The sequence below is a fragment of the Oleiphilus sp. HI0079 genome (genome assembly GCF_001635105.1).
Map to the genome: position 1 here is coordinate 1 of NZ_LWFT01001416.1, position 21,033 is coordinate 21,033.

The 21,033-nt window shown below is 47.7% G+C and carries 23 protein-coding genes; 9 read left to right on the top strand and 14 right to left on the bottom strand.

What is annotated here, in order from left to right; translation table 11 throughout:
* The 5 genes from A3750_RS24320 to A3750_RS24340 all read left to right on the top strand — a co-directional run.
* Nucleotides 1–110: HU family DNA-binding protein (locus A3750_RS24320; RefSeq protein WP_197475293.1), on the top strand; the 110-nt coding region annotated here is incomplete at its 5' end.
* Between the two features lie 164 nt (nt 111–274).
* Nucleotides 275–550, top strand: a complete 276-nt coding sequence (locus tag A3750_RS24325) for a LapA family protein (protein ID WP_068455940.1) — start codon at nt 275–277, stop codon at nt 548–550.
* Nucleotides 551–556: 6 nt separating this feature from the next.
* Nucleotides 557–1,729: a tetratricopeptide repeat protein gene (locus A3750_RS24330; RefSeq protein WP_068455943.1), complete on the top strand. Its 1,173-nt coding sequence runs from the start codon at nt 557–559 to the stop codon at nt 1,727–1,729.
* A 24-nt stretch (nt 1,730–1,753) separates the two neighbouring features.
* Nucleotides 1,754–2,452 carry an orotidine-5'-phosphate decarboxylase gene (gene pyrF, locus A3750_RS24335; RefSeq protein ID WP_068455946.1) on the top strand — a complete coding sequence of 233 codons (699 nt, stop codon included), beginning with the start codon at nt 1,754–1,756 and terminating at the stop codon, nt 2,450–2,452.
* 1 nt (nt 2,453) lies between these two features.
* Nucleotides 2,454–2,957, top strand: a complete 504-nt coding sequence (locus A3750_RS24340) for a GNAT family N-acetyltransferase (RefSeq protein WP_068455949.1) — start codon at nt 2,454–2,456, stop codon at nt 2,955–2,957.
* 50 nt (nt 2,958–3,007) lie between these two features.
* On the opposite strand, the gene A3750_RS24345 is transcribed toward A3750_RS24340, so the two are convergent.
* Both A3750_RS24345 and A3750_RS24350 read right to left on the bottom strand, forming a co-directional pair.
* The gene (locus tag A3750_RS24345) at nt 3,008–3,607 is read right to left on the bottom strand and encodes a DNA-J related domain-containing protein (protein WP_068491612.1); all 600 of its coding nucleotides are present in this window, start codon (nt 3,605–3,607) and stop codon (nt 3,008–3,010) included.
* Nucleotides 3,608–3,652: 45 nt separating this feature from the next.
* Nucleotides 3,653–5,254, bottom strand: a complete 1,602-nt coding sequence (locus A3750_RS24350; RefSeq protein ID WP_068455955.1) for an AbgT family transporter — start codon at nt 5,252–5,254, stop codon at nt 3,653–3,655.
* A 192-nt stretch (nt 5,255–5,446) separates the two neighbouring features.
* Between A3750_RS24350 and ttcA the strand changes: the two genes are divergently transcribed.
* Nucleotides 5,447–6,352: a tRNA 2-thiocytidine(32) synthetase TtcA gene (gene ttcA, locus A3750_RS24355; RefSeq protein WP_068466044.1), complete on the top strand. Its 906-nt coding sequence runs from the start codon at nt 5,447–5,449 to the stop codon at nt 6,350–6,352.
* A gap of 35 nt (nt 6,353–6,387) precedes the next feature.
* Here ttcA and A3750_RS24360 read toward each other — a convergent pair whose 3' ends face one another.
* The 10 genes from A3750_RS24360 to A3750_RS24405 form a co-directional block, all read right to left on the bottom strand.
* On the bottom strand, nt 6,388–7,038 hold the full coding sequence (locus tag A3750_RS24360; protein WP_068452065.1) for a sulfite exporter TauE/SafE family protein: 651 nt from the start codon (nt 7,036–7,038) through the stop codon (nt 6,388–6,390).
* Nucleotides 7,039–7,047: 9 nt separating this feature from the next.
* Nucleotides 7,048–7,254, bottom strand: a complete 207-nt coding sequence (gene ccoS, locus A3750_RS24365; protein WP_068452068.1) for a cbb3-type cytochrome oxidase assembly protein CcoS — start codon at nt 7,252–7,254, stop codon at nt 7,048–7,050.
* A gap of 6 nt (nt 7,255–7,260) precedes the next feature.
* Nucleotides 7,261–9,696: a heavy metal translocating P-type ATPase gene (locus A3750_RS24370; protein ID WP_068452071.1), complete on the bottom strand. Its 2,436-nt coding sequence runs from the start codon at nt 9,694–9,696 to the stop codon at nt 7,261–7,263.
* 47 nt (nt 9,697–9,743) lie between these two features.
* Entirely contained in the window at nt 9,744–10,244 is a 501-nt protein-coding gene (locus tag A3750_RS24375; protein WP_068452074.1) for a FixH family protein, read from the bottom strand.
* 5 nt (nt 10,245–10,249) lie between these two features.
* A complete protein-coding gene (ccoG, locus tag A3750_RS24380) occupies nt 10,250–11,701 on the bottom strand; it encodes a cytochrome c oxidase accessory protein CcoG (RefSeq protein ID WP_068466596.1) in 1,452 nt (483 codons plus the stop codon).
* 89 nt (nt 11,702–11,790) lie between these two features.
* Nucleotides 11,791–12,684, bottom strand: a complete 894-nt coding sequence (gene ccoP / locus A3750_RS24385; protein ID WP_068453972.1) for a cytochrome-c oxidase, cbb3-type subunit III — start codon at nt 12,682–12,684, stop codon at nt 11,791–11,793.
* A complete protein-coding gene (locus tag A3750_RS24390) occupies nt 12,677–12,862 on the bottom strand; it encodes a cbb3-type cytochrome c oxidase subunit 3 (protein WP_068453970.1) in 186 nt (61 codons plus the stop codon). Before A3750_RS24390 ends, ccoP begins: the two co-directional genes overlap by 8 nt.
* Before the next feature lie 8 nt (nt 12,863–12,870).
* On the bottom strand, nt 12,871–13,479 hold the full coding sequence (gene ccoO, locus A3750_RS24395; protein ID WP_068453968.1) for a cytochrome-c oxidase, cbb3-type subunit II: 609 nt from the start codon (nt 13,477–13,479) through the stop codon (nt 12,871–12,873).
* A 12-nt stretch (nt 13,480–13,491) separates the two neighbouring features.
* Entirely contained in the window at nt 13,492–14,919 is a 1,428-nt protein-coding gene (ccoN, locus tag A3750_RS24400; protein WP_068453964.1) for a cytochrome-c oxidase, cbb3-type subunit I, read from the bottom strand.
* A gap of 294 nt (nt 14,920–15,213) precedes the next feature.
* Nucleotides 15,214–15,501: an antibiotic biosynthesis monooxygenase gene (locus tag A3750_RS24405; RefSeq protein ID WP_068453976.1), complete on the bottom strand. Its 288-nt coding sequence runs from the start codon at nt 15,499–15,501 to the stop codon at nt 15,214–15,216.
* A 63-nt stretch (nt 15,502–15,564) separates the two neighbouring features.
* Here A3750_RS24405 and tusA point away from each other — a divergent pair, with 63 nt between their 5' ends.
* On the top strand, nt 15,565–15,792 hold the full coding sequence (gene tusA, locus A3750_RS24410) for a sulfurtransferase TusA (protein WP_068451712.1): 228 nt from the start codon (nt 15,565–15,567) through the stop codon (nt 15,790–15,792).
* 55 nt (nt 15,793–15,847) lie between these two features.
* Here tusA and A3750_RS24415 read toward each other — a convergent pair whose 3' ends face one another.
* Together A3750_RS24415 and dsbD are read right to left on the bottom strand one after the other, a co-directional pair.
* Nucleotides 15,848–16,714, bottom strand: a complete 867-nt coding sequence (locus A3750_RS24415; RefSeq protein WP_068453962.1) for a DMT family transporter — start codon at nt 16,712–16,714, stop codon at nt 15,848–15,850.
* Between the two features lie 9 nt (nt 16,715–16,723).
* Nucleotides 16,724–18,679 carry a protein-disulfide reductase DsbD gene (dsbD, locus tag A3750_RS24420; protein WP_197466225.1) on the bottom strand — a complete coding sequence of 652 codons (1,956 nt, stop codon included), beginning with the start codon at nt 18,677–18,679 and terminating at the stop codon, nt 16,724–16,726.
* 211 nt (nt 18,680–18,890) lie between these two features.
* On the opposite strand from dsbD, the gene A3750_RS24425 reads away from it, so the two are divergent.
* Nucleotides 18,891–19,475, top strand: coding sequence for an elongation factor P hydroxylase (locus tag A3750_RS24425; RefSeq protein WP_068453960.1), 585 nt, complete (start codon nt 18,891–18,893; stop codon nt 19,473–19,475).
* Nucleotides 19,476–19,596: 121 nt separating this feature from the next.
* A complete protein-coding gene (locus A3750_RS24430) occupies nt 19,597–21,015 on the top strand; it encodes a DEAD/DEAH box helicase (RefSeq protein WP_068466598.1) in 1,419 nt (472 codons plus the stop codon).
* The last annotated feature ends 18 nt before the right edge of the window (nt 21,016–21,033 follow it).

A 21,033-nucleotide genomic window follows, 5' to 3' on the forward strand; every position in this document is an offset into this window, starting at 1 on the left:
ACCCTAAAACTGGAGAGTCCGTTACATTGGACGCTAAACACGTGCCGCACTTTAAACCGGGTAAAGAGTTGCGTGACCTCGTAAACGATAGTTTGAAAGAAGGCTATTAGCTCTACGGGGGTAGACTTCTCGAAGCGAATACATCTGACCCTTTGGCTTCCCTAGCCGCAATCTTACCAGCTATTCATTCGTTCACCGCGTTCAGCGGTGGCAACTAAAAACTCTCACGTGATACTATGATTAGGTCTTCTAACAGGCCTGATTTGCGTTTTCTATGTCTAAAATTCGATTTTTAATTGAGGCGGTGATTGCTCTTGTTGTGATTGCTCTTGCTGCCGCGTTTGCTTTAGCCAATGAGACCCTGGTTACGGTTGATTTGCTCATCGATACGGTTCAGTTGAATGTTGGCGTTGCTCTGCTAGTTGCACTGGGGTTGGGTGGCGTTGTTGGTTATCTCGTTCGTTTACCTGCTAGCTTAGTGCTAAAAACCAAGCTGGCTCAGGCTGAGCGAAAACTTAAAAAAGCGTCTTCGGATGCTTCTGCCACATAATCTTCAATGAATGTATTTGCAGACCAGTTTTCGCTAGTGGTATTGATTGTGGCGTCCATTGGTATTGGTTGGTATCTGGGGCGATTTCAGTATCGTACTCGCTCAAAAGGTAAATCGATTAAACCGAGAGGCGGTTTAACGAAATCGCGCTCACCGCTTCGCTTACTTATGGACAGCTACTCGGACACGGCGATTGATGAGCTTCTATCAGGGCTGGAGGTAAGTGCTAAAACTTTGCCTATCCACTTATCGATTGGCCGTCACTTTCGTCAAGAAGGGGAGGTTGATCGTGCGATTCTCATTCATCAGAACCTCTTGGCTCATCCCCAGTTAAGTACTGAAAATGCGCATGCTGTTACTTTTGAGCTAGCAAGAGATTACAAGGCAGCAGGTTTATTCGACAGAGCTGAGTCCTTACTTGAAGAACTTGTTTTTACTCGAGATTTAAGTGACCAAGCGCGAAGGCTATTGTTATCGATTCTTGAGCGACAAAAAGATTGGGAGCAGGCAATTGAGTTGATATCGAAATGGGATTGCAAACGTGATCCTGATCTAGCGAAGCGAATGGGGCATTATCATTGTGAGATTGCGGTGTCTCAGCTAGAGTCCGGCCGTCATAACTTAGCGCGTCATCACCTAGATTATGCTTCCAAAGTCGACCCTAAGAACCCCCGAGCTTTGCTGCTTTTGGCTCAGTTAAAGTCTGCTGAGCACGGGTTTGTTCAAGCGATTGGGTATTTGAGGTCGTTAGTTGAAGAACATCCAGACTTTTCTCCTCTAGCTGTTGATCTTTTGGTGGTATGTTCCGATGCAACTAGCACTAAACCAAAGATGCGTGACTTCCTTAAACGGATATACTTAAAGCATCGAAATGATAGGATACTTCTCGCGTTGGCCAAGGAATTAATTGAGGCGGGGAAAAAAGGCGAGGCGCGCGCTTTGGTAGAGGCGGATATTGATATCGAGCCGCGTTCTAGGGTTCTCTCCTTTTATGCTGCGAGGTTCGTGGCGCCAAACTATACAGAGGCACCAGTGGAACGGTTGACCAAAGCAATGTCGACTGCAGAAGGCCAGTTGATTGGTTATCAGTGTTCTGATTGTGGTTTTAACGGCGGCTTTCATTGGCAATGCCCGAGTTGTTTTCATTGGGAATCTATTAAACCTGTCGTCGCTAATTAGTGACATAACTTAAAGCTTTATATTATGAATCAAGTAACTTCTCCTATTGTTGTTGCGCTAGATTTTCCGTCGGCGGACGCCGCGATCTCCCTAGCTCGACAACTAAATCCTTCACTGTGTCGCGTTAAGGTCGGAAAAGAGTTGTACACGCGCTGCGGCCCCGTCATTCTTGAAGAGCTTCATAAGCTCGGCTTTGACGTATTTTTAGATCTTAAGTTTCACGACATTCCCAATACAACAGCGCAAGCGGTTGGTGTTGCCGCAGATATGGGGGTTTGGATGGTGAATGTTCATGCAACGGGTGGCCAGCGTATGATGCAGGCTTGTGCTGACAAACTGAGTCAATATAAGCAGGCTCCCATGCTTATCGGCGTCACGGTGTTAACGAGCATGGAGCGATCGGATCTCGTTGGCGTAGGTATTGATGATGAGCCAATGGGGCACGTGATGCGTCTAGCTCGTCTTACCAAAGACTGTGGGCTTGATGGTGTTGTCTGCTCTTCTCATGAAGTAACACAGTTAAAGCAGGAGCTGGGACGTGAGTTCAAATTGGTTACGCCTGGGATTCGTCCGGCCAGTGCTGAGCTGGGCGATCAGCGCCGAGTTATGACGCCGGCTGAGGCATTGCAGGCTGGATCTGATTACCTCGTGATAGGGCGACCCATTACAAAAGCGGATAAGCCTCTGGTAGCTCTGGAAAGCATCGTGGAAAGCATCGCGTAATATGGAGAACTTGATTACCTACTATCTCGAGATGCTTGACGCTCCCGTTTTTGAGCCACGCACGTCGACCATGCCTGCATATTGCTTGATTGAATGTACGGGTATCCAGCCGGAGTTTAATCGATTTTTATATACGCTGGTGGGTAAGCAATGGGATTGGACTGATAGGCTCGCTTGGGATACCTCTCAGTGGCATGCGCTAGTGTCATCCCCAGACCTTCGGACCTGGGTGGCATACAGTGATGGCATTATTGCCGGTTATTTCGAATTACGCAGAGAGCGTGGAGATGTAGAGATTCTCTACTTTGGATTGAGCCCAGAATTTATTGGTCAGGGCTTTGGGCGTCCCTTATTGGAAGACGCGATTACGAAAGCCTGGTCTTGGGAAGGCGTGTCTAGAGTTTGGGTGCATACATGCAACCTTGACCACCCTGTTGCCTTGAAAAACTATGAGCGGCGCGGCTTTAGGTTGTATAAGACAGAGCAGGAACCTCTCAACCTGTAAGCCTTTTTTAGGTGTTCAAGACTTCTAAAACGTAAATGCATTAGAGCTGTTTATTTTTTAGCGGCTTGCGCAAGCAGAGTATCTCTGGCCTTGGTAATGGAATTAAATACATCGCCATCGCCTCCTTTATCGGGATGCGATTGTTGAGCATGTTTGCGAAAAGCAGATTTTATCTCTTGATAGCTAGCCCCTTCTTCGAGGCCTAAGGTCTTCAATGCCTCGCTGGCGTCTTCAGGGCTCTGAAGGCGCTGCCAGAAACCGTTAAGCAGTAGCTCGACTTCAGCTTCGGTCATAGTTTCATAGTTGCTCAGGTCTTTGTAGTAGTGCTCGAGCAAGTCAGTTTCGCGGATTTCCGAGTTGGTTGCCCCATCGCTTTTCGTAGCGCTGGGATAGGGGATAGAGACGATCTCTATCGTTCCTATGATCAAATCTGCACGTTGTGTGCTTCGCCACTTTGCTCTCAGTTGGTAGAGCCCATGTCGGACCAGGAAATGCACTTTAAAAAGCGACAGCATGTTGGATAAGGATAGTGAAGCGATGGGCTCGATGCCATCTCGTTGCATTTTCCGTATGAGCGCATGTTCACGCCAAACAGGTTGCTCTTCGAAGGCCTGTCCAAGATAGCTTGTAATATGCTGAAAGGTTTCCATATCTCTCAGCATAGACTAGATCACGCTAACTACTGCTGTGTGCATTTACATTGTGTAGTGCGTCGGTGTATTTGGTCCAACGGGAAGGCCGAGAACAAACACCCACAAGTAAAAGAAAATGCTCCAGCAGGTGAGGAAGATAAAGGAATAGGGCAGCATCATCGAGATCAAGGTGCCTATCCCCATGTCGCGACGATATTTTTCGGCCACCGCTAGAATAAGCCCAAAATAGCTCATCATCGGTGTGATGATATTTGTTGATGAATCCCCTATTCGGTAGGCTGCCTGAATGACTTCTGGCGAGTACCCAACAAGCATCAGCATAGGAATAAAGATTGGCGCAGTGACGGCCCATTGCGCAGATGCAGACCCCAAGGATAGATTAATGACGCCGCATACTCCGATGAAAAGGAAGAATAGCTCAGGGCCGGTTAAGCCGAGGCTTTCCAGACCTGTTGCACCCACGACAGCGAGCACTGCTCCAAGGTTGGTCCACTTAAAGAAAGCGACAAATTGCGCAGCAAAAAATACCAAGACAATATAAGCCCCCATTGTCGTCATGGCGTGATTCATCGCATGAACGACATCGTTAGAGCTTGTGATTGTTTTAACGACTTTGCCGTAGATAATCCCCGCTAGCGAAAAGTAGATGAAGATAAACGCGACGATGGACTTCAAGAAAGGAGACCCTGCAACGAGTCCTGTATCGGGGTGTCGTAATATGCCATTCTCAGGGACGATCGTCGCGGCAAGCAGGCCCGAGAATATAAGCGTGTATATGCCGACAGTGCGTAAACCCTTTCTTTCAATATCGGTGACGGCATGACTGTCCATTTCTAGCGTCAACTCTTCCATTGAGTCAGCAGGCGCCTCGTCCGGATTGTATTTACCTAACTTTGGCTCGACAATATATTCAGTGATTAGCATACCGAGAGTAGATATCACGAAGGTAGATCCGATCATAAAATACCAGTTTGCCTCCGCGCCTACTTGATAATCAGGTGATATGAGTTGCGCCGCCTGCTCGGATATACCCGAAAGTAAAGGGTCGACAGTGCCGATTAACAGGTTTGCACTATAGCCGCCAGATACGCCTGCAAATGCAGCTGCAAGGCCCGCTAATGGGTGTCTGCCGAGTGATAGGAATATCATGGCTGAAAGCGGGATCAACACCACATATCCAAGTTCAGCTGCGGTATTGGAAACGATGCCCGCCAGCACAACCATGAAAGTGACAAGCTTTTTCGGGGCTCCCATTACAAGGCTTCGCATTGCAGCCGAGATTACTCCTGATCGCTCTGCAATTCCTACTCCCAAAAGCGCGACGAGTACGGTACCTAGAGGTGTGAACCCGGTGAAATTTCTCACCAGTTCACTCAGTACTTGCTGTAATCCGGCGACATTGAGCAGGCTGACAACCTCAATCAAGCCGTTATCTGCTCTGCCTTTACTTCCTTCCGGCCTCGGGTCGACGACTGAAAGTTCAAAGTAACCGGCGATACCGCTCCCCACGATGACTAGAGCGCACAAAATGGCAAACAGGATGACTGGGTGGGGCAATAGGTTCCCTAGCCACTCAACGGTATCGAGTAGTCGGGTAATCGCATTGCGTTGCGGACGTTCGGCGTTTATGAGCTCATTAGACATAGTGCTCTCCCTCGGCTTGCGGGAAGTATAGTTGCTGTTTTCGGCTATGATTGAGCGGCCAGTCCAAGACCTGTTATTTTTTGTTGCAAACACACTGGTTTTTTAGGTGACGACAGCGGTTTTCGTTATAATCGCCGCCAGCATGGGATTGATTGAAAGTCGGTCTCGTTTGGGTATGTTTTGGGAGGGGCGATGAAGTCCTTAGTTGGTTCAGAGAAATACGAGTTCAATAAGCTTCAAAAGCGCTTGCGCGGGGGCATGGGCAAGGCGATTGCGGACTTCAATATGATTGAAGCTGGTGACCGTATTATGGTTTGTCTCTCGGGCGGTAAAGACAGCTATACCATGCTTTCCATCCTCATGAGTCTGCAAAAAAGCGCACCTATTAACTTTGAACTTGTGGCAGTCAACTTAGATCAGAAACAGCCTGGTTTTCCGGAGCATATATTGCCTGAGTATCTCGAGTCCTTAGGGATTGAATACTACATTGTTGACCGAGATACTTATTCCATCGTTAAGTCGAAGATTCCCGAAGGGAAGACGACCTGTGGCTTGTGCTCTCGTCTGCGCAGAGGCACGCTCTATTCTTTTGCAGAAGATATAAAAGCGACGAAGATTGCCTTGGGGCATCACAAGGACGACATTGTCGAAACCATGTTTTTGAACATGTTTCATGGCTCCAAATTGTCTGCGATGCCGCCAAAACTCCTCTCGGATGACGGCCGCAACATTGTTATTCGACCGCTTGCGTATAACCGTGAAAAGGACATCGAGCGCTTCGCAGATATCATGGAATATCCGATCATTCCATGTAATTTATGCGGCTCGCAAGAAAACTTACAACGTCAAACCATCAAGACAATGCTGCAAGACTGGGAGCGCCAATATCCCTCGAGAGTAGAGGCGATATTTAGCTCTCTTCAGAATGTCGCGCCGTCGCAGCTAGCGGATACAAAACTCTTTGATTTTGAGAGCCTTGAAATAGACCGCTCAGGGCAACGAAAGCCCTATGAGTTTGATAATGATCAAATCATTTCGTCTTCAAAGTCTAGCGAAGATATGGGTATTGTTCAGGTGCTAGAAATCTATCAGCCTTGAGTCAAAATAGGCGAGTAGTGCGGAGTCAGGTGCTTTTACTGATAAAAATGCACTAATTGAGTAAGGGACCAGACACCATAAATGAGCAAGGCAATACCGGCTGCTTTTCTGAATCGTGTGCTATTCAGCCACGCTGTGGCTTGTTTGCCCATAAACGACACCCCGAGCATACTTGGCAGCGTTCCAATACCAAAGCACAGCATTGTGAGCGCTGAGTTAAACCAATGCGCTTGAGAGCTTGCGTAGATCAAACTTGAATATACTAAGCCGCAAGGCAGCCAGCCCCAAACTAAACCGAGGCATATCGCTTGAGCTTGGCCCGAAGGGCGAAGATAGCGTTTTCCGAGAGGTTGTAGCCTACGCCAAACAAGACTCCCTAGCTTTTCACTTAATATGAGTCCATTGAACCAACCCGCTAGGTAAAAACCCATCAGAATCAGCATAATGGCTGCAAGCGCCCTTAAAGCGGTTAAGGCACCTAAATATTCTGCGAACCAAAAACCGATCAACCCTACAAAGATACCCGCCATTGTGTAAGACACGACACGGCCTAGGTGATAGCTAAGAACATAGCTTTGTTGGGAACTCTGAAGGCCTAGCGCTGATGATAGCCCACCGCACATGCCGAGGCAGTGGCCTGAACCCAATATTCCAAGTAGAAAAGCGCTTAGCAGGGTTTCAAGCAAAATAGGTGTTTACTCCTGTTCAGACTTTGCTAGAGGCTTGTTTCTCGGTTTATCGTCTGGGCCTGGAATCATGTCATCATCGTCATCAAACAAGATGCTGTGGCCGGGCCCTTCAAGGTCATCGTATTGGCCGTTCTTTATAGCCCAGCCAAAAAGTACAATCGCAATGGTCACTAGAATGAGAGAAACAGGAATCAGTATGTAGAGAATTTCCATAAGGCCTTACGTGCTTCGAAGACGAGTAGAATTAAAAACGACAATCAATGAGCTAAGTGACATGCCAAGTGCCGCAAAGTACGGCGGAACAAGGCCAATCATCGCCAATGGTAGCATGCAAAGATTATATCCGAGCGCCCATGCGATGTTTTCTTTTATGATTTTACGTGTCTTTGAAGCGTGCTCAAAGGCTTTCGCCAGGACATCTAGATGCTCGTTTAATAGCACGGCATCTGAATTCAGTTTTGTGAGATCACTGGCGCTGCCCATAGCAATAGAGAGATCAGCCTGTGCTAAAACGGGCAGGTCATTAATGCCATCGCCGACCATAACCACACTTCGGCCCTTGTCTTGTAACGCTTTAACGTAGGCGAGTTTGTCTTCGGGGCTTTGCTCAGCGTTTATATGCGCAATCCTCAGTTTTTCAGCGATGTTTTCCACGGCAGATTGCTGGTCGCCACTCAATATATGGATGGTTGAGCCGCGCTTAGCGAGTGCTCTAACTGTCTCGGCTGCTTCAGGGCGGAGTGTGTCGCTAAGATCGAATCGCGCCAAAATATGCTGATCTGAACTAAGAAATACTTGAGAGTGACTTTCCTTAGCGCCGCTAACAGATGAGAAGCCGTCTTTTGTTACCTGTTCGATAAAGCGCGCGCTACCCAGAAAATAGCGAGTTCCCTCTACCTCGCCGGATACGCCCTGGCCGGTATGATGCTGAAGATTGCTCGCTGAAGTCGCGACAGAGCAATCAAATGCTCTCGCAATCGGATGGTGCGTCTCCCGTTCCAACGCTGTTGCAATGCCAAGAACGTGCTCCTCCGACTGGCCCGATAAAGGTTCTATGTGTGCGATACTCAGTTTGCCTTGCGTCAGCGTTCCTGTCTTATCGAAAATGACATCATCAGCGCGCGACATTGCTTCCAAAACATGGTTCTTCGCCAGAAGGAAGCCGAGTTTACGGAGTGCTGCTGTAGCCCCCGTGAGGGCGGTCGGTGTGGCAAGGGATAGTGCGCAGGGACATGTTACGACTAGAACTGAAAGCGTGATTGCCAGAACATGTTTTGAATCATTCAAGAACCAGTAGACCCCTGTTGCAGTGCAGGAGACTAAGACCAAAGCGACAAAATAAGATGCAAGATTGTCTGCCATTGTTTGTGTTCTAGGTTTTGCTGATTGTGCTTGGCCTATCAAGCGGACTATTGAGGAGAGTCGGCTAGACTTTGCTGGTGCGCTAACGCGTATCTCAATAGTATTTTCGATGTTAGCCGTCCCTGCGCTGACAAAGTCATGCTCGTTTTTTGCGACGGGCAAGAACTCCCCGGTTAGCGCGGCCTCATCAAACAACGATGATCCCGACACTACAACGCCATCGGCAGCAGCAACTTCGCCCTGTTTAATACGCAAAATGTCACCGGAGGCGATACGATGGCTTACCACACTCTGAGGTTTTCCGTTGACCATGATCGTTGCCGTCTCAGGCAGAAGTTGGTCCATATCGGCGTCATCAGTAAGAAAATGATGGCGAGTCTGCATTTCGACAAAGCGTCCAACAAGTAGGAAAAATGCAAACATCGCAACAGAGTCAAAATATACATCTGACTCGAGCGTCGGAACCGTGGTGATCGTCGTAAAGGAGCTGGCGAGATAGGCAACGATGATAGCAATGCTCACAGGTACATCCATGCTGAGCTTCTTTGCTCGGAGAGAGCGGATTGCCGCGAGGTAAAAAGGCAGGGCTGAGAACAATACGACAGGTGCCGCCATGAACATGCTGACCCAGCGAAATAAACCGATTAACTGCGTATCTGCATCGTTGTACATCCCGAGATAGAGTGGGATCGAAAACATCATGTTCTGCATTGTGGCTATGCCAGCGACCGCAATACGGAAAATGGCCATACGCTTTTCTCGTATCGCCGCGACTTTAGCTTCGTGATGTCGGTAAGGCTTCGCTTGATAGCCGAGCTTACGTGCTTGAATCAACGCATTACTCAGTTGAAAGGAAGGCTCCCATTCGATGAATGCTTTATGGGTGCTGTGATTGATCGAGAAGCTGAGAACGCCATCGAGTCGATTGATTTCACGTTCGAGAAGCCAGATACACGCCGCGCAAGTAATACCGGAAATACTAAGAGAGGTTTGTCGTGAAGACTGCTGAGAGGTTTGCGTGTCGTCAACGCTGACTGTCTGAACAAACTCTTCCTGGAGCAGGGGGTCGTCATACAGTCTGAGTTGCGTGATTTCGTCATCAGCAAGTTCCAGTGGCTTGCTCGCGAGGGCTGTTCGATGGCTGTAGAAATTTTCTAGTCCGTCATCTAGGATGACTTGCGCCACAGCCTGACAGCCATAACAGCAGAACGCAGCTAGCTGCCCCTTAATTTGCAGTTGCGCATGAAATCCTAGTGGAATCGTTTCTCCGCAATGAAAGCAGTTTTGGCTCATCTAGCCTCGTCCACATAGCATGGCCGTAAGAAGTTCCCTACAACGCCCTATGGTGTCATTACAAAGGCATTCGTGGGAAGGGAAGTCTGGCGACGAATACGCCAAGATTCGTCATGCGAATATAAGTCTAAATACCAAAGCCCGCTCAAATTCTCTGGCACCTGAGCGGTATACCCTGACGGGCTCGGAAAAAGCTTTGTTTCGCTGTCGAGGTTTCCAAGTGTTGGGTGCACTAGCTTCAACGTGAGAAACGGCTCAACTTCTGTGGCGAGAGAAGCCAAGTTTATGATCACGTCGCCATCTTCTTTGATGGTGACCGTCGCCTCTACGGCAAGTGATTTTGCGAGCTTGTCTTGACCAATGGTCTGATTTATTTCCATGCCATATTTATAGTAGTTGTCATTTACCAATGAATCTTTGCCGGTTACGGCATGGTAGATCATGATACTACTAAGAATGACAGAAGCAGCTGGAACACTCATTACAAAGAGAAGCCAGCGTTGCTGATACCACTTCTGTTTCGGTTCGCTCATTGCTTGGGTACTCATAAAATTTACTCTTTTGATCCGAGAAAGCGACTTTCTGAGTACGCTTCAAGTTCAGGATTGTCTATGGAGCGAACGGTAAAGTTGATTTCATTACTGCTGCCTGGTAAATCGGACGGTTTCGCTTCGACAATTGTTGGGAGATTGTATACTTCTCCGGAAACAACTTCGAATTCAGAAGTCGTACCAATCTTCAAACCATCAAAGCCGGAAACTTCAAGCGTCATGCGTTGATTCTCATCAGTCATATTCATAACTTTAACGGTATAAGAGTTCTCTATCTCGCCCAACCCATTGAGCTGGAACAGAGAGCCTCGATCACGAATTACATCAATTTCGAGCGGTACGCGATTCAATATATGCATCAGGAATGTGCCTGTCATAATCACGAGCAACGCCGCGTAAGCAATCGATTTTGGCCTTAAGATATGGCTCGACTTACCTTCGAGTCGTTGTTCGGTTGTGTAGCTGATCAAGCCTTTTGGATAGTTCATTTTATCCATGATTGAGTCACAGGCATCAATGCACAGGGCGCAGCCGATGCATTCGTACTGCAGCCCATCACGGATATCAATGCCGGTGGGGCAGACTTGAACACACATGCCGCAATCAACACAGTCGCCAAGGCCTTGCTCTTTATAATCTGCGTTGCGCTTGCGGCTGCCTCGTGGATCGCCCCGACCTTTGTCGTACGAGACGATGAGTGTATCCGGATCAAACATGACCGACTGAAAGCGCGCGTAAGGGCACATATAGAGACAGACCTGTTCGCGCAACCAGCCTGCGTTTAAATAAGTCGCTACAGTAAAGAAGCCGATCCAGAAGTAGGCCCAACCGTTCGCCGCAAGACCGAATAAATCTGGAACTAGCTCGCGTATAGGGTAAAAGTAACCGACAAACGTCAGCCCCGTTGCGAATGCAACAAACAGCCAAAGAAAATGCTTTAAAGCCTTCTTACTAACTTTACTAATGTCGTTGCTAGCTTTATCCAACTTAATTCGTTGATTTCGGCTGCCTTCGACTTTCTCCTCAATCCACATGAAAATAAAAGTCCAGGCCGTTTGAGGGCAGGTGTAACCACACCAGACGCGCCCGAACAGGGTGGTGATGAAAAACAGCCCATAGGCGCAAATAATGAGTGCTACCGCCAAAAGGAAAAAGTCTTGAGGCCAAAAGGTAATTCCATATAGGTGGAATTTACGTGCCGGTAGATCAAAGTGAACAATCTGCTGCCCATTAACGGATATCCAGCAGATTGAGAAATACATGATCATAAGGGCCCACAGGGAATATCGTCTGATGCCCTGAAAGAGTCCTTTGATTTTCTTAACGTATATTTTTTTTCGAGATGCGTAGAGCTCAACGGTTTTGGTCACGCCGTCTTGAGCAGCGTTGCTGCTGTATGTCTCTAAGTCTTGAGCGCCTGGTTCAATCTGTTTAACCGGGATTTTTTCCGACATAACTACTCGCGTCTCTTGATGTTTAGCCCAAGCTGATTTGCAGGGCTGGAGGAAAGGCCCTCTCTGTTGAAAGGGCCTCGATCTCTATCTTAGTTCTGAGAAAGGCTTTTTACATACGCTGTAAGTAAGTGAATTTTCTCTTCGCCAAGTCGCTCTAACTGAGCAGGCATCACACCCGCACGTCCATATAGAAGCGTGTGAGAAATGCGCTTAGGCGTGCTGCCATACAACCAAACGTTATCGGTTAGGTTTGGAGCGCCGAGGGCTTGATTACCTTTAGCGTCAGCACCATGACACGCTGCACATGCTGTTTGGTACATTGCTGCACCGCGCTCAGCCGCCTCAGAATTGTCACTGCGGTCACTGAATGACAACAGGTAATGAACCATGTCATCAACTTGAGCATTGGTCATCGCTGGATTCAAGCCTTTAGCTGGCATATTGCCCATTCGACCATTCACCAAAGTGGCTTTGATTGCTTCTTCAGTACCGCCGTACAACCAATCATCATCGGTCAAGTTGGGAAAACCAATCGCGCCGCGACCAGCAGAGCCATGACAAACCGCACAGTTGTTTGCGAAGAGACGTTGACCAACTTTCATCGCCTCTGCATCTTGAACCAATTCATCAATAGGCGTCGCAGCATACGCTTCAAAAATAGGACCGTATTTTTCTTCTGCCGTTTGTACTTCGTTCTCCCACTGACCGACTTGTGTCCAGCCTAGCAGGCCTTTGTAATTGCCAAGGCCGGGGTAGAGTGCATAGTAGGCAAGACCAAATACACAGGTGGCGACGAACATGTACATCCACCACTTAGGTAATGGGTTGTCATATTCTTCGATGCCATCGAAGGTATGGCCCATTGTTTTTTCCGTTTCAGTGTCGGATGTCTGGCTCTTACGTGTCACGTAAATAAGCCAAAGGCTACCGAATATGCTTCCCAGACTGATAATGGAAACCCAAAAACTCCAGAAACTAGTCATGATTCTCTCTCTCTTTTTCGCTTAGCGTGCGCTCTGCAATGTCGTCGTCATCAAAGGGCAGGTTGGCTGCATCTTCAAAGTCTTTTTTCTTTGCGCTGCTGAAAGCCCACCAACAAATGCCGATGAAAACAATCATGACCAAGATGGTCGACATGCCGCGTAGCGTATTTATATCCATGGTTGCTCTTATTTGTTACCGATCAAGGTGCCAAGGTTCTGAAGATAGGCGACCAATGCTTCAATCTCAGTCTTGCCTTTCACTGCGTCTGCTGCGCCAGCTATATCTTCATCTGTGTATGGAACGCCTACTTTACGAAGAGCTTCCAACTTCAATGGAGTTGTTTTGTGGTCAATCTTTGCAGTGAACAGCCAAGGATATGACGGCATCTTAGACTCTGGAACAACATTGCGCGGATTGTACATGTGCGCTCTGTGCCAATCGTCGCTGTAACGACCGCCTACACGAGCCAGATCAGGCCCTGTTCTCTTTGATCCCCAAAGGAAAGGGTGATCGTAAACGAACTCTCCAGCCACCGAGTAATGACCATATCGCTCGGTCTCTGCTCTAAATGGACGGATCATCTGTGTATGACATGTGTTACAGCCTTCACGGATATAAATGTCTCGGCCTTCTAGCTGAAGAGCAGTATATGGCTCAAGGCCATCTACCGGTGTCTTCATATCCTTGTGGAAGAATAGAGGGACAACTTCTACTAAGAAGCCGAAACTGATAGCCACGATGATCAAAGGGATCATCAGGCCAAGGTTCTTTTCAATTAACTCATGTTGCTTCATCGTTTATCTCCCTTAAGCAGTCGCAGGCATTGAATCGAGCGCTTTGGCGTCTTTCTGTTTGATTGTTAACCAAACATTCAGTGCCATGATAAGCATGCCGACTAGGAAAATAACGCCACCGATCAAGCGCACAAGGTAACCATTGTGGCTCGCCTCAAGTGACTCTACGAAGCTGTAAGTTAGGGTGCCATCGGTGTTGACCGCGCGCCACATCAAGCCTTGCATAATACCGTTTACCCACATTGCTGCGATGTACAGAACGGTGCCAGCCGTTGCTAACCAGAAGTGGATGTTTATGAGCGATGTGCTGAACATCGCCTTTACGCCAAACAGCTTGGGAATTAGGTGGTAGATTGCACCGATAGAAATCATCGCAACCCAGCCTAAAGCGCCTGAGTGCACGTGGCCGATAGTCCAGTCAGTATTGTGTGAAAGTGCATTGACAGTCTTGATAGACATCATCGGGCCTTCAAACGTAGACATTCCGTAGAACGACAGCGAAACGACCAAGAAGCGAAGGATAGGGTCCGTGCGGAGTTTGTCCCATGCACCGGACAGGGTCATCATACCGTTGATCATACCACCCCAAGATGGTGCAAGAAGTACCAATGACATGACCATGCCCGCCGTTTGAGCCCAATCTGGAAGTGCACTGTAGTGAAGGTGGTGAGCACCCGCCCAAACATAAAGTGAAATAAGTGCCCAGAAGTGAACGATAGATAGACGGTAAGAGTAAACCGGACGTTCTGCTTGCTTTGGTACGAAGTAGTACATCATTCCTAAGAAGCCTGCAGTAAGGAAGAAGCCTACTGCATTATGGCCGTACCACCACTGCATCATTGCATCAACAGTGCCGGAATAGATTGAGTAGGACTTCATGGCTGTTACTGGAACAGCCAGGTTGTTACCAATATGGAGGACCGCAACCGTTAAGATGAAGCCACCGTAGAACCAGTTGGCTACATAGATGTGCTTGGTTTTACGTTTCATGATCGTGCCGAAGAACAAGACAGCGTAACCAACCCAGACCAAGGTGATTAAGATGTCGATTGGCCATTCTAATTCGGCATATTCTTTAGAGCTTGTGAAGCCCATTGGAAGAGTGATTGCTGCTGCAACGATAACTGCTTGCCAACCCCAGAACACAAAAGCTGCCAAGCTATCAGAGATCAAGCGAGCTTGACATGTACGCTGCACCACATAAAAGGACGTAGCAAAAAGCGCCGATCCGCCGAATGCAAAAATTACGGCATTGGTGTGCAGTGGACGAATACGACCAAAGCTCAGGTATTGGTTGTCAAAGTTTAGTTCGGGCCAAACTAGCTGTGCGGCTATAAATACACCCGCAGCCATGCCGACAATTCCCCACACCACCGTCATAACGGCGAATTGTCGTACAACTTTGTAGTTGTAAGTTACTGGGTTGATCTCGTTGCTCATTATTGAAGATCCATTTAGTTACGTTTTTCGAGGCTCGCTTTAATGAAAATCAAAGCATTTCGGAACCGGTCTGAAGCCAGTTATCTCATTATTGTCGTGCTAGTCCAAGCTTTACACCCAGACGGCGCGAAGAATACTGAGGGCGTTTGTCAAAATCAACCAAATCTAGGGTTAAATTGATCTTGCTCAAGAGTTTAGTTCAACTCTGTACAAAAACTAATCAAAGGGGGCGTAAAAAGGTTTTCAGCGCACATTCTAGCGCGCTGAAACACTGCTGGAACAGCAGCTTTTTATTTAGTGAGGGGAGTCTAATACTGTAACGGATTCGTCTTTTTCGAGCATTAGGGTCAGCTTGGACATGAGCTCTTTTCGCTCCTGTGACTGACACCAGTTATCCCAATCCAGTCGACTGCGCCATTTACACAAAACAATTCGGTGCCTCGGATTGTCAAGGTCGCACAACGACTCGCCTGAAATGAATCCTGGGGCGCGCACAGATGCAGAAAGTATCTCTAGTGCTGCGGTTTCATAATTTTTTTCTAGAGTTTCGGCAATGCGCCGCTCGATAATGACTCGAATCATACTTACTTCCGTATAGCTAACAGTTAAAATAATCACTGTTAATCATAGCGTAGATACTCGAATATGGAATTCAATCAAGAACTTGATGCAACAGGTCTGCTTTGCCCAGAGCCCGTCATGATGCTGCATGAAAAAATGCCCGATATGGAATCTGGAGAAATACTAAAAGTGTTGGCGACAGACCCGTCTACAACCCGAGACATCCCGCAATTTTGTCGCTTTCTGGGGCATACATTGTTAGCTCAAGAAGAAGAAGGCGATCTTTTCGTTTACTTTATTCAGCGCGTTTAATCATCACCAGGTTGCCCTTGTCACTAGGAGTCGCCTGGATGGGCAAGGGCATATTTCATTTCGACTTTACATTGATGATGCCTGCAATAATGATGCAGCTTGACCCGAGAAAGATCGCCAACGTAATTACTTCCCCCCAAAATGCCCACCCTATGGCTGCGGTAAAGATGATTGAAGTATACGTATATTGTCCGACCTTGCCCGCCGCTGCGCGTTTGTAGGCAAATGTCACTAAAAGTTGGCCTATGGTTGCAACGATCGCCAGCATCGATAAAAGAAGCCACTGTTCCAAGTTTGGTTGCGTCCAGGTGTTTGCAGCAAAAGGCAGCGAAGCCAAGCTTGCGAACAAACCAAAGTAAAAAACGGTACGCAACGCCGGTTCAGTCCCGCCCATCCTTCTTATCGTCACTTTTGCAAGACCCGCTAAGCACGCACCAATTAAGCCGATGCCGACCAAGCTAAGCTCGTTAAAACGCTGTTCTAGTTCACCCTGCATCTTGGGTTCGCTAATGATGGCTACGCCGACAAAACCCAGCAAGATTGAAAACCATGTAGTTGCAGAGCTTTTTTCTTTGAGCCATACCATTGCAATCAAGGGGATGAAAAACGGTGTGCAGAGTTTAAGTAGAATCGCTTCAGTAAAATGCATGCGACCTAGAACGTAAAAAAAACAGCTCATCGCCGCAACACCGATTGTTCCTCGAAGCAAATGAAGATGCATTTGATTGCTCTTAAATCCGACAGGGCCAAACTTGTGGAGAATCATCGGTACAATAATGACAAGAGCAAGACTGTTTCTAAAAAATACAATCGTTTCAGTGCTGAGGTCGGTGCTCATGTATTTGATGAGTGCGCCCATGATGGCGAAACACATTTCGCCCGCGATGATGGCGACGATCGGAAGTGCCTGTTGTTGTGTCATCGAGTGTGTCTATCGCCTTGCCAGCGCAGCTTGCAAGCGCTCGATGAAAGCGACTTTTGATATTTCACCAACAATACGAAGATCTTTGATCTCTTCCTTTTGCGCATTAAAGAGCAGATANGAAGGGGGGCCGAATAATGCCATATCTTCCAGAAGTCGGATGTTTTCGTCACTATTTTCGGTGACATCAACCTTAATGAGGTGAAATTGACTCAACAAACTCTGCACATCTGTTTGAACGAATACTTCTCGCTCCATGATGATGCAGCTAATACACCAGTCGGCATAAATGTCGACGAACGCTTTTTGTCCGCGTTCCTTTGCGACATTCAGTGCGTTGTCTAGTTCTTCGAGACTATACACTTTTTGGAAATCCAGTTGGCTGGTTGATTGGTTTGCGCCGTTTTGGGTTCCTGTTTTTAGGTTTTGAAGGGGATTGAAGGGGTCGCTTGCGCCAGTGAACGCGCCGACGAGCCAAATAGCTGCGATTAGAAATATCGATAATGCAATGCTTTTAGTTAGCTTTTGGGGTACCGAGTTAGCGGCTTCAAATGCCCCCATAAACACGGCGACAAATAGCGCCAAAAATGCCCATAGCGCCAAGCTGTAGGGGCCTGGAATGATTCGTCCAAGTAACCATACGGCGACGCTTAAAAGCAAAACGCCAAACAAAAATTTGCTTGCGTTCATCCAGCCTCCGGCTTTCGGCAAGAAGCGAGCACCACCCACCGCAACCACAATTAAAGGCAGGCCCATACCGATGCCAAGACTAAGTAGCGAGGCAAAACCTAAAAGGGCGTCTCCACTCGCACTGATATAAAGCAGCGCGCCGGCAAGCGGAGCGGAAACACACGGTGATACCAAAAGAGCGGAAAGCGCACCAATGATGAAGACACTGAAAAGCGTGCCGCCGGAATAGCGATTGCTTGTATTTTGCAGTTTGTCTCTGAGAAAGGCTGGGAGCTGAATATCGTAAAGTCCGAACATAGCGCAGGCTAATACGACAAATATAAACGCAAAAAAGATGAGCACGCTTGGGCTTTGCATTGCGGCTTGCAGATTCGCACCGGCCCCGAGTGAGCCTACTGCAAGTCCAAGTCCTGCATATGTTAGGGCCATGCCGAGTACATACGAAATCGCCAGAACAAGATTTTTGGCAGTGCTTTGGTTGGCGCCATCAGGTCCTGCAACAATGGATGTAATAATCGGTATCATGGGAAGCACGCAGGGAGTAAATGTCAGCCCTAGCCCAAGAACAAAGAAAATGCCGACAAGTGCTGCGAAAGAGCTGTTCTGCATGAAAGCGAAGATAGATGATGCATCTTCAGAGTCGAGGCTCGTTTTGGGTAATGTGCTTGTTGCTTTGTTTGATGGTTCGTCGCTATCGTCTGCCTCAGCTGAGTCTGTATGGGGAGCGGCTTTTTCTGATGAGCCCGAGAGCGGAGTGTTGGCATCGGCTGGAGGTATAAAAAGAATCGTTTTTGTTTCAGGCGGATAACATAGCCCAGCCGTCGCACAGCCCTGGTATTTGACCGTGATTTCTGTATCGCTAGCTCCTGAGTTTACAGTGATCGGTAGATCAACGACGAGCTCCTTGTAGACTACGCGAGTGATCCCAAAGTAAGGGTCTTCCTCTTCAATCCCAAGGTCAGAAAAGATGGGTTTCCCGAGCGTTGCGTTGTCATCGCTGGAACTTAGCTTGATTTTACTTTGATAGAGATAGTAGCCGTCTGCGATTTGCCAATTTAACCTAAGGCCGCTTGATGTTATTTCACTATCGAAAATAAAAGCCTGATCAACGCTTAAAAATGCCGAATCTTGCTTTACCGAGCTGGCGAAGTCGAAAGCATGTGCAGTTGGGAATGCACTCACAAGTGCCCAGAATGCGACAGCCAGAAAACTGAAGCGTTCAGTGATGGCCGCTATTAAGTATGCAAGTGGTGAAATGGTTTTGCGGGCAATCAACGTATAGATCCTTGGTTGTGATTAATGGTGATGCGCTTTCATTCACAGAATACTGGCGTTCAACGCTGACGTTGAGATTGCTGATTCGGGAAAAGGTTCCATTTGGCGTAGTTTATTTCGAGTTTCAGTTAGTGTCTCTGCAATACTGCTCAATTCAAGTATCATACCGCGCTTTAAAGGTGTGTGTGCGAACATTAAGAAACCGTCAAATATGTTAGAACGAGTTTTGGCCGAAGAGTTGGCCGAGGTTTTCAATCAGTGTTTTGAGCAGTCTGAAAAGACTGTTCTTTGTATCGGTGCAAGCGAACCCTTCTTCGTGCCAAACAATGTCGCAACCCAGTTTACTTGTGGTAAGAGTATTGATGCGCACGCCTTGAGTCGCGTTTTTTCAAGAGAGGACTACCCTGCGAGTGTTCTCCATGAGGCGGCGCACTGGTGTATTGCGGGTAACCGGAGGCGGAGGCTTCTCGATTATGGTTATTGGTATGAGCCTGACGGGCGAGACGCCTCAAAGCAATCTGAGTTTGAGAGGGTAGAAGTAAAGCCTCAGGCTCTGGAGAGGATAATGAGCAAGGCGGCCGGCATGCCGTTTAGGTTGTCTGCGGATAATGCGAGCGATCCTTCGTGCAAACCTAGTGAACGCTTTATTGAATCTGTGCAGCGGCAAACAATGGCTTACTTGGAAGGTGGCTTGCCGTCTCGAGCACTGCAGTTTGTCCAGGCCCTAGACGAGCGGTTTACAGGAAGCCGGAGCTATGCAAAATTATGCAGTTATGTCGCGAGTGATCTGTTATAGTATGGCTCGCAAATTCTCATGCATTCGGCGCGATAGCTTGCATATCATGGTCAGCCTTTTTCCAGATGATGGAGCTCGTGCGTAAGACTTGTCAGAACTCTATTTTGTAGGCGTTAAAGTAATGTTTCGTGGCCTTTTTAAGTCAAAAAAACAATCCGATCAGACGGTAAAGTCTCGTACTTCCGAGCAATCTGCTCATTCCCAGAAATCAAAGAAAAGTCCAAAGGCACCCAAGAGCTCAAGTCAGGGTGCGACCGCTAACACGAAGGCGACAAAAGGTCGCACGCAGCCAGCCTCATCCAAGGCAGCAAAATCGGCTCCGAACAAAAAAGCATGGACAGTAGCAGAATACAAAGTAGAGCCTGCAGAAGGAAAGACGCGCTTTCATGATCTTGGGCTGGAAGATGGTTTGTTGCATGCGATTGCCGATTTGCAGTACCAGTACTGCAGTGAGATTCAAGCTGCATCATTACCTTATACTCTGCAAGGCCATGATTTCATTGGAAAAGCGCAGACCGGTACGGGCAAAACTGCCGCATTTTTGATTACCATTATTAATGATTTTATGTTGCGGCCGGTTCCAGCTGAAGACCGTTTTTCGAGTGAACCGCGCGCATTGATTTTGGCGCCAACGCGAGAGCTTGCTCTACAGATTGAAAAGGACGCGCGTGCTTTGACGAAATATGCGGGCCTTTCGATCTACTCTGTACTTGGCGGTATCGACTATCAGAAGCAGCGCGAGTATGTGCGCAATAATGTGATCGATATTTTGGTGGCAACGCCAGGTCGCCTTATTGATTTCTTGAATAGCGGCGACCTTTATCTCGATCAAGTGGATACGCTCGTCATTGATGAAGCGGATCGAATGCTTGATATGGGGTTTATTCCTGATGTTAAACGTATTCTTGGCCGCTGCCCGAAAGTTGATCGTCGACAAACGCTTCTTTTCAGCGCCACTTTTAATCAGGACGTGTTGAACTTGTGTCAGCGCTGGACAAGTAGTCCGATTCATATCGAGATCGAAGCAGAGCAACTGACCACTGAAAAAGTGGATCAGAAGATCTTCATGGTGTCGTCGGATGAAAAGCTTGAAATTATTTGTCGCTATCTTGATTTGAACAAAGTGAGTCGTGCCATTATTTTTGGTAATCGACGCGATGAGACCCGTCGCCTCGAATCAGCATTAAAAGCAAAGGGCATCAAGGCTGCTTTGCTGTCTGGAGAGGTTCCTCAGCACAAACGCATTAAAACCTTGGATCAGTTTAAGCGTGGTGATATTGAGATTTTGGTAGCGACAGATGTTGCAGGAAGGGGGATTCATGTCGACGGCGTGAGTCATGTATTTAATTACAATCTCCCTGACGATCCTGAAGATTACGTGCACCGTATTGGCCGAACGGGTCGCGCCGGCGAGACAGGTATTTCGATTTCCTTTGCCTGTGAAGATGATGCTTTTTTGCTGCCAGAACTGGAACAGTACATCGGCATGAAGTTAAACTGTGAGTATCCGGCACACTTGCTAGATAAAAATAATAGTTAAGGCCTATTTCAAGGCCGC

Coding starts and splice junctions, on each gene's coding strand:
- tusA (WP_068451712.1), top strand. CDS start 15,565: ATGGAATTCAATCAAGAACTTGATGCAACAGGTCTGCTTTGCCCAGAG.
- ccoP (WP_068453972.1), bottom strand. CDS start 12,684: ATGACTAGTTTCTGGAGTTTTTGGGTTTCCATTATCAGTCTGGGAAGC.
- A3750_RS24390 (WP_068453970.1), bottom strand. CDS start 12,862: ATGGATATAAATACGCTACGCGGCATGTCGACCATCTTGGTCATGATT.
- A3750_RS24430 (WP_068466598.1), top strand. CDS start 19,597: ATGTTTCGTGGCCTTTTTAAGTCAAAAAAACAATCCGATCAGACGGTA.
- A3750_RS24425 (WP_068453960.1), top strand. CDS start 18,891: ATGTTAGAACGAGTTTTGGCCGAAGAGTTGGCCGAGGTTTTCAATCAG.
- ccoG (WP_068466596.1), bottom strand. CDS start 11,701: ATGTCGGAAAAAATCCCGGTTAAACAGATTGAACCAGGCGCTCAAGAC.
- A3750_RS24340 (WP_068455949.1), top strand. CDS start 2,454: ATGGAGAACTTGATTACCTACTATCTCGAGATGCTTGACGCTCCCGTT.
- A3750_RS24375 (WP_068452074.1), bottom strand. CDS start 10,244: ATGAGTACCCAAGCAATGAGCGAACCGAAACAGAAGTGGTATCAGCAA.
- A3750_RS24350 (WP_068455955.1), bottom strand. CDS start 5,254: ATGTCTAATGAGCTCATAAACGCCGAACGTCCGCAACGCAATGCGATT.
- ccoS (WP_068452068.1), bottom strand. CDS start 7,254: ATGGAAATTCTCTACATACTGATTCCTGTTTCTCTCATTCTAGTGACC.
- A3750_RS24370 (WP_068452071.1), bottom strand. CDS start 9,696: ATGAGCCAAAACTGCTTTCATTGCGGAGAAACGATTCCACTAGGATTT.
- pyrF (WP_068455946.1), top strand. CDS start 1,754: ATGAATCAAGTAACTTCTCCTATTGTTGTTGCGCTAGATTTTCCGTCG.
- A3750_RS24415 (WP_068453962.1), bottom strand. CDS start 16,714: ATGACACAACAACAGGCACTTCCGATCGTCGCCATCATCGCGGGCGAA.
- A3750_RS24345 (WP_068491612.1), bottom strand. CDS start 3,607: ATGGAAACCTTTCAGCATATTACAAGCTATCTTGGACAGGCCTTCGAA.
- ccoO (WP_068453968.1), bottom strand. CDS start 13,479: ATGAAGCAACATGAGTTAATTGAAAAGAACCTTGGCCTGATGATCCCT.
- A3750_RS24330 (WP_068455943.1), top strand. CDS start 557: ATGAATGTATTTGCAGACCAGTTTTCGCTAGTGGTATTGATTGTGGCG.
- A3750_RS24405 (WP_068453976.1), bottom strand. CDS start 15,501: ATGATTCGAGTCATTATCGAGCGGCGCATTGCCGAAACTCTAGAAAAA.
- A3750_RS24325 (WP_068455940.1), top strand. CDS start 275: ATGTCTAAAATTCGATTTTTAATTGAGGCGGTGATTGCTCTTGTTGTG.
- ttcA (WP_068466044.1), top strand. CDS start 5,447: ATGAAGTCCTTAGTTGGTTCAGAGAAATACGAGTTCAATAAGCTTCAA.
- ccoN (WP_068453964.1), bottom strand. CDS start 14,919: ATGAGCAACGAGATCAACCCAGTAACTTACAACTACAAAGTTGTACGA.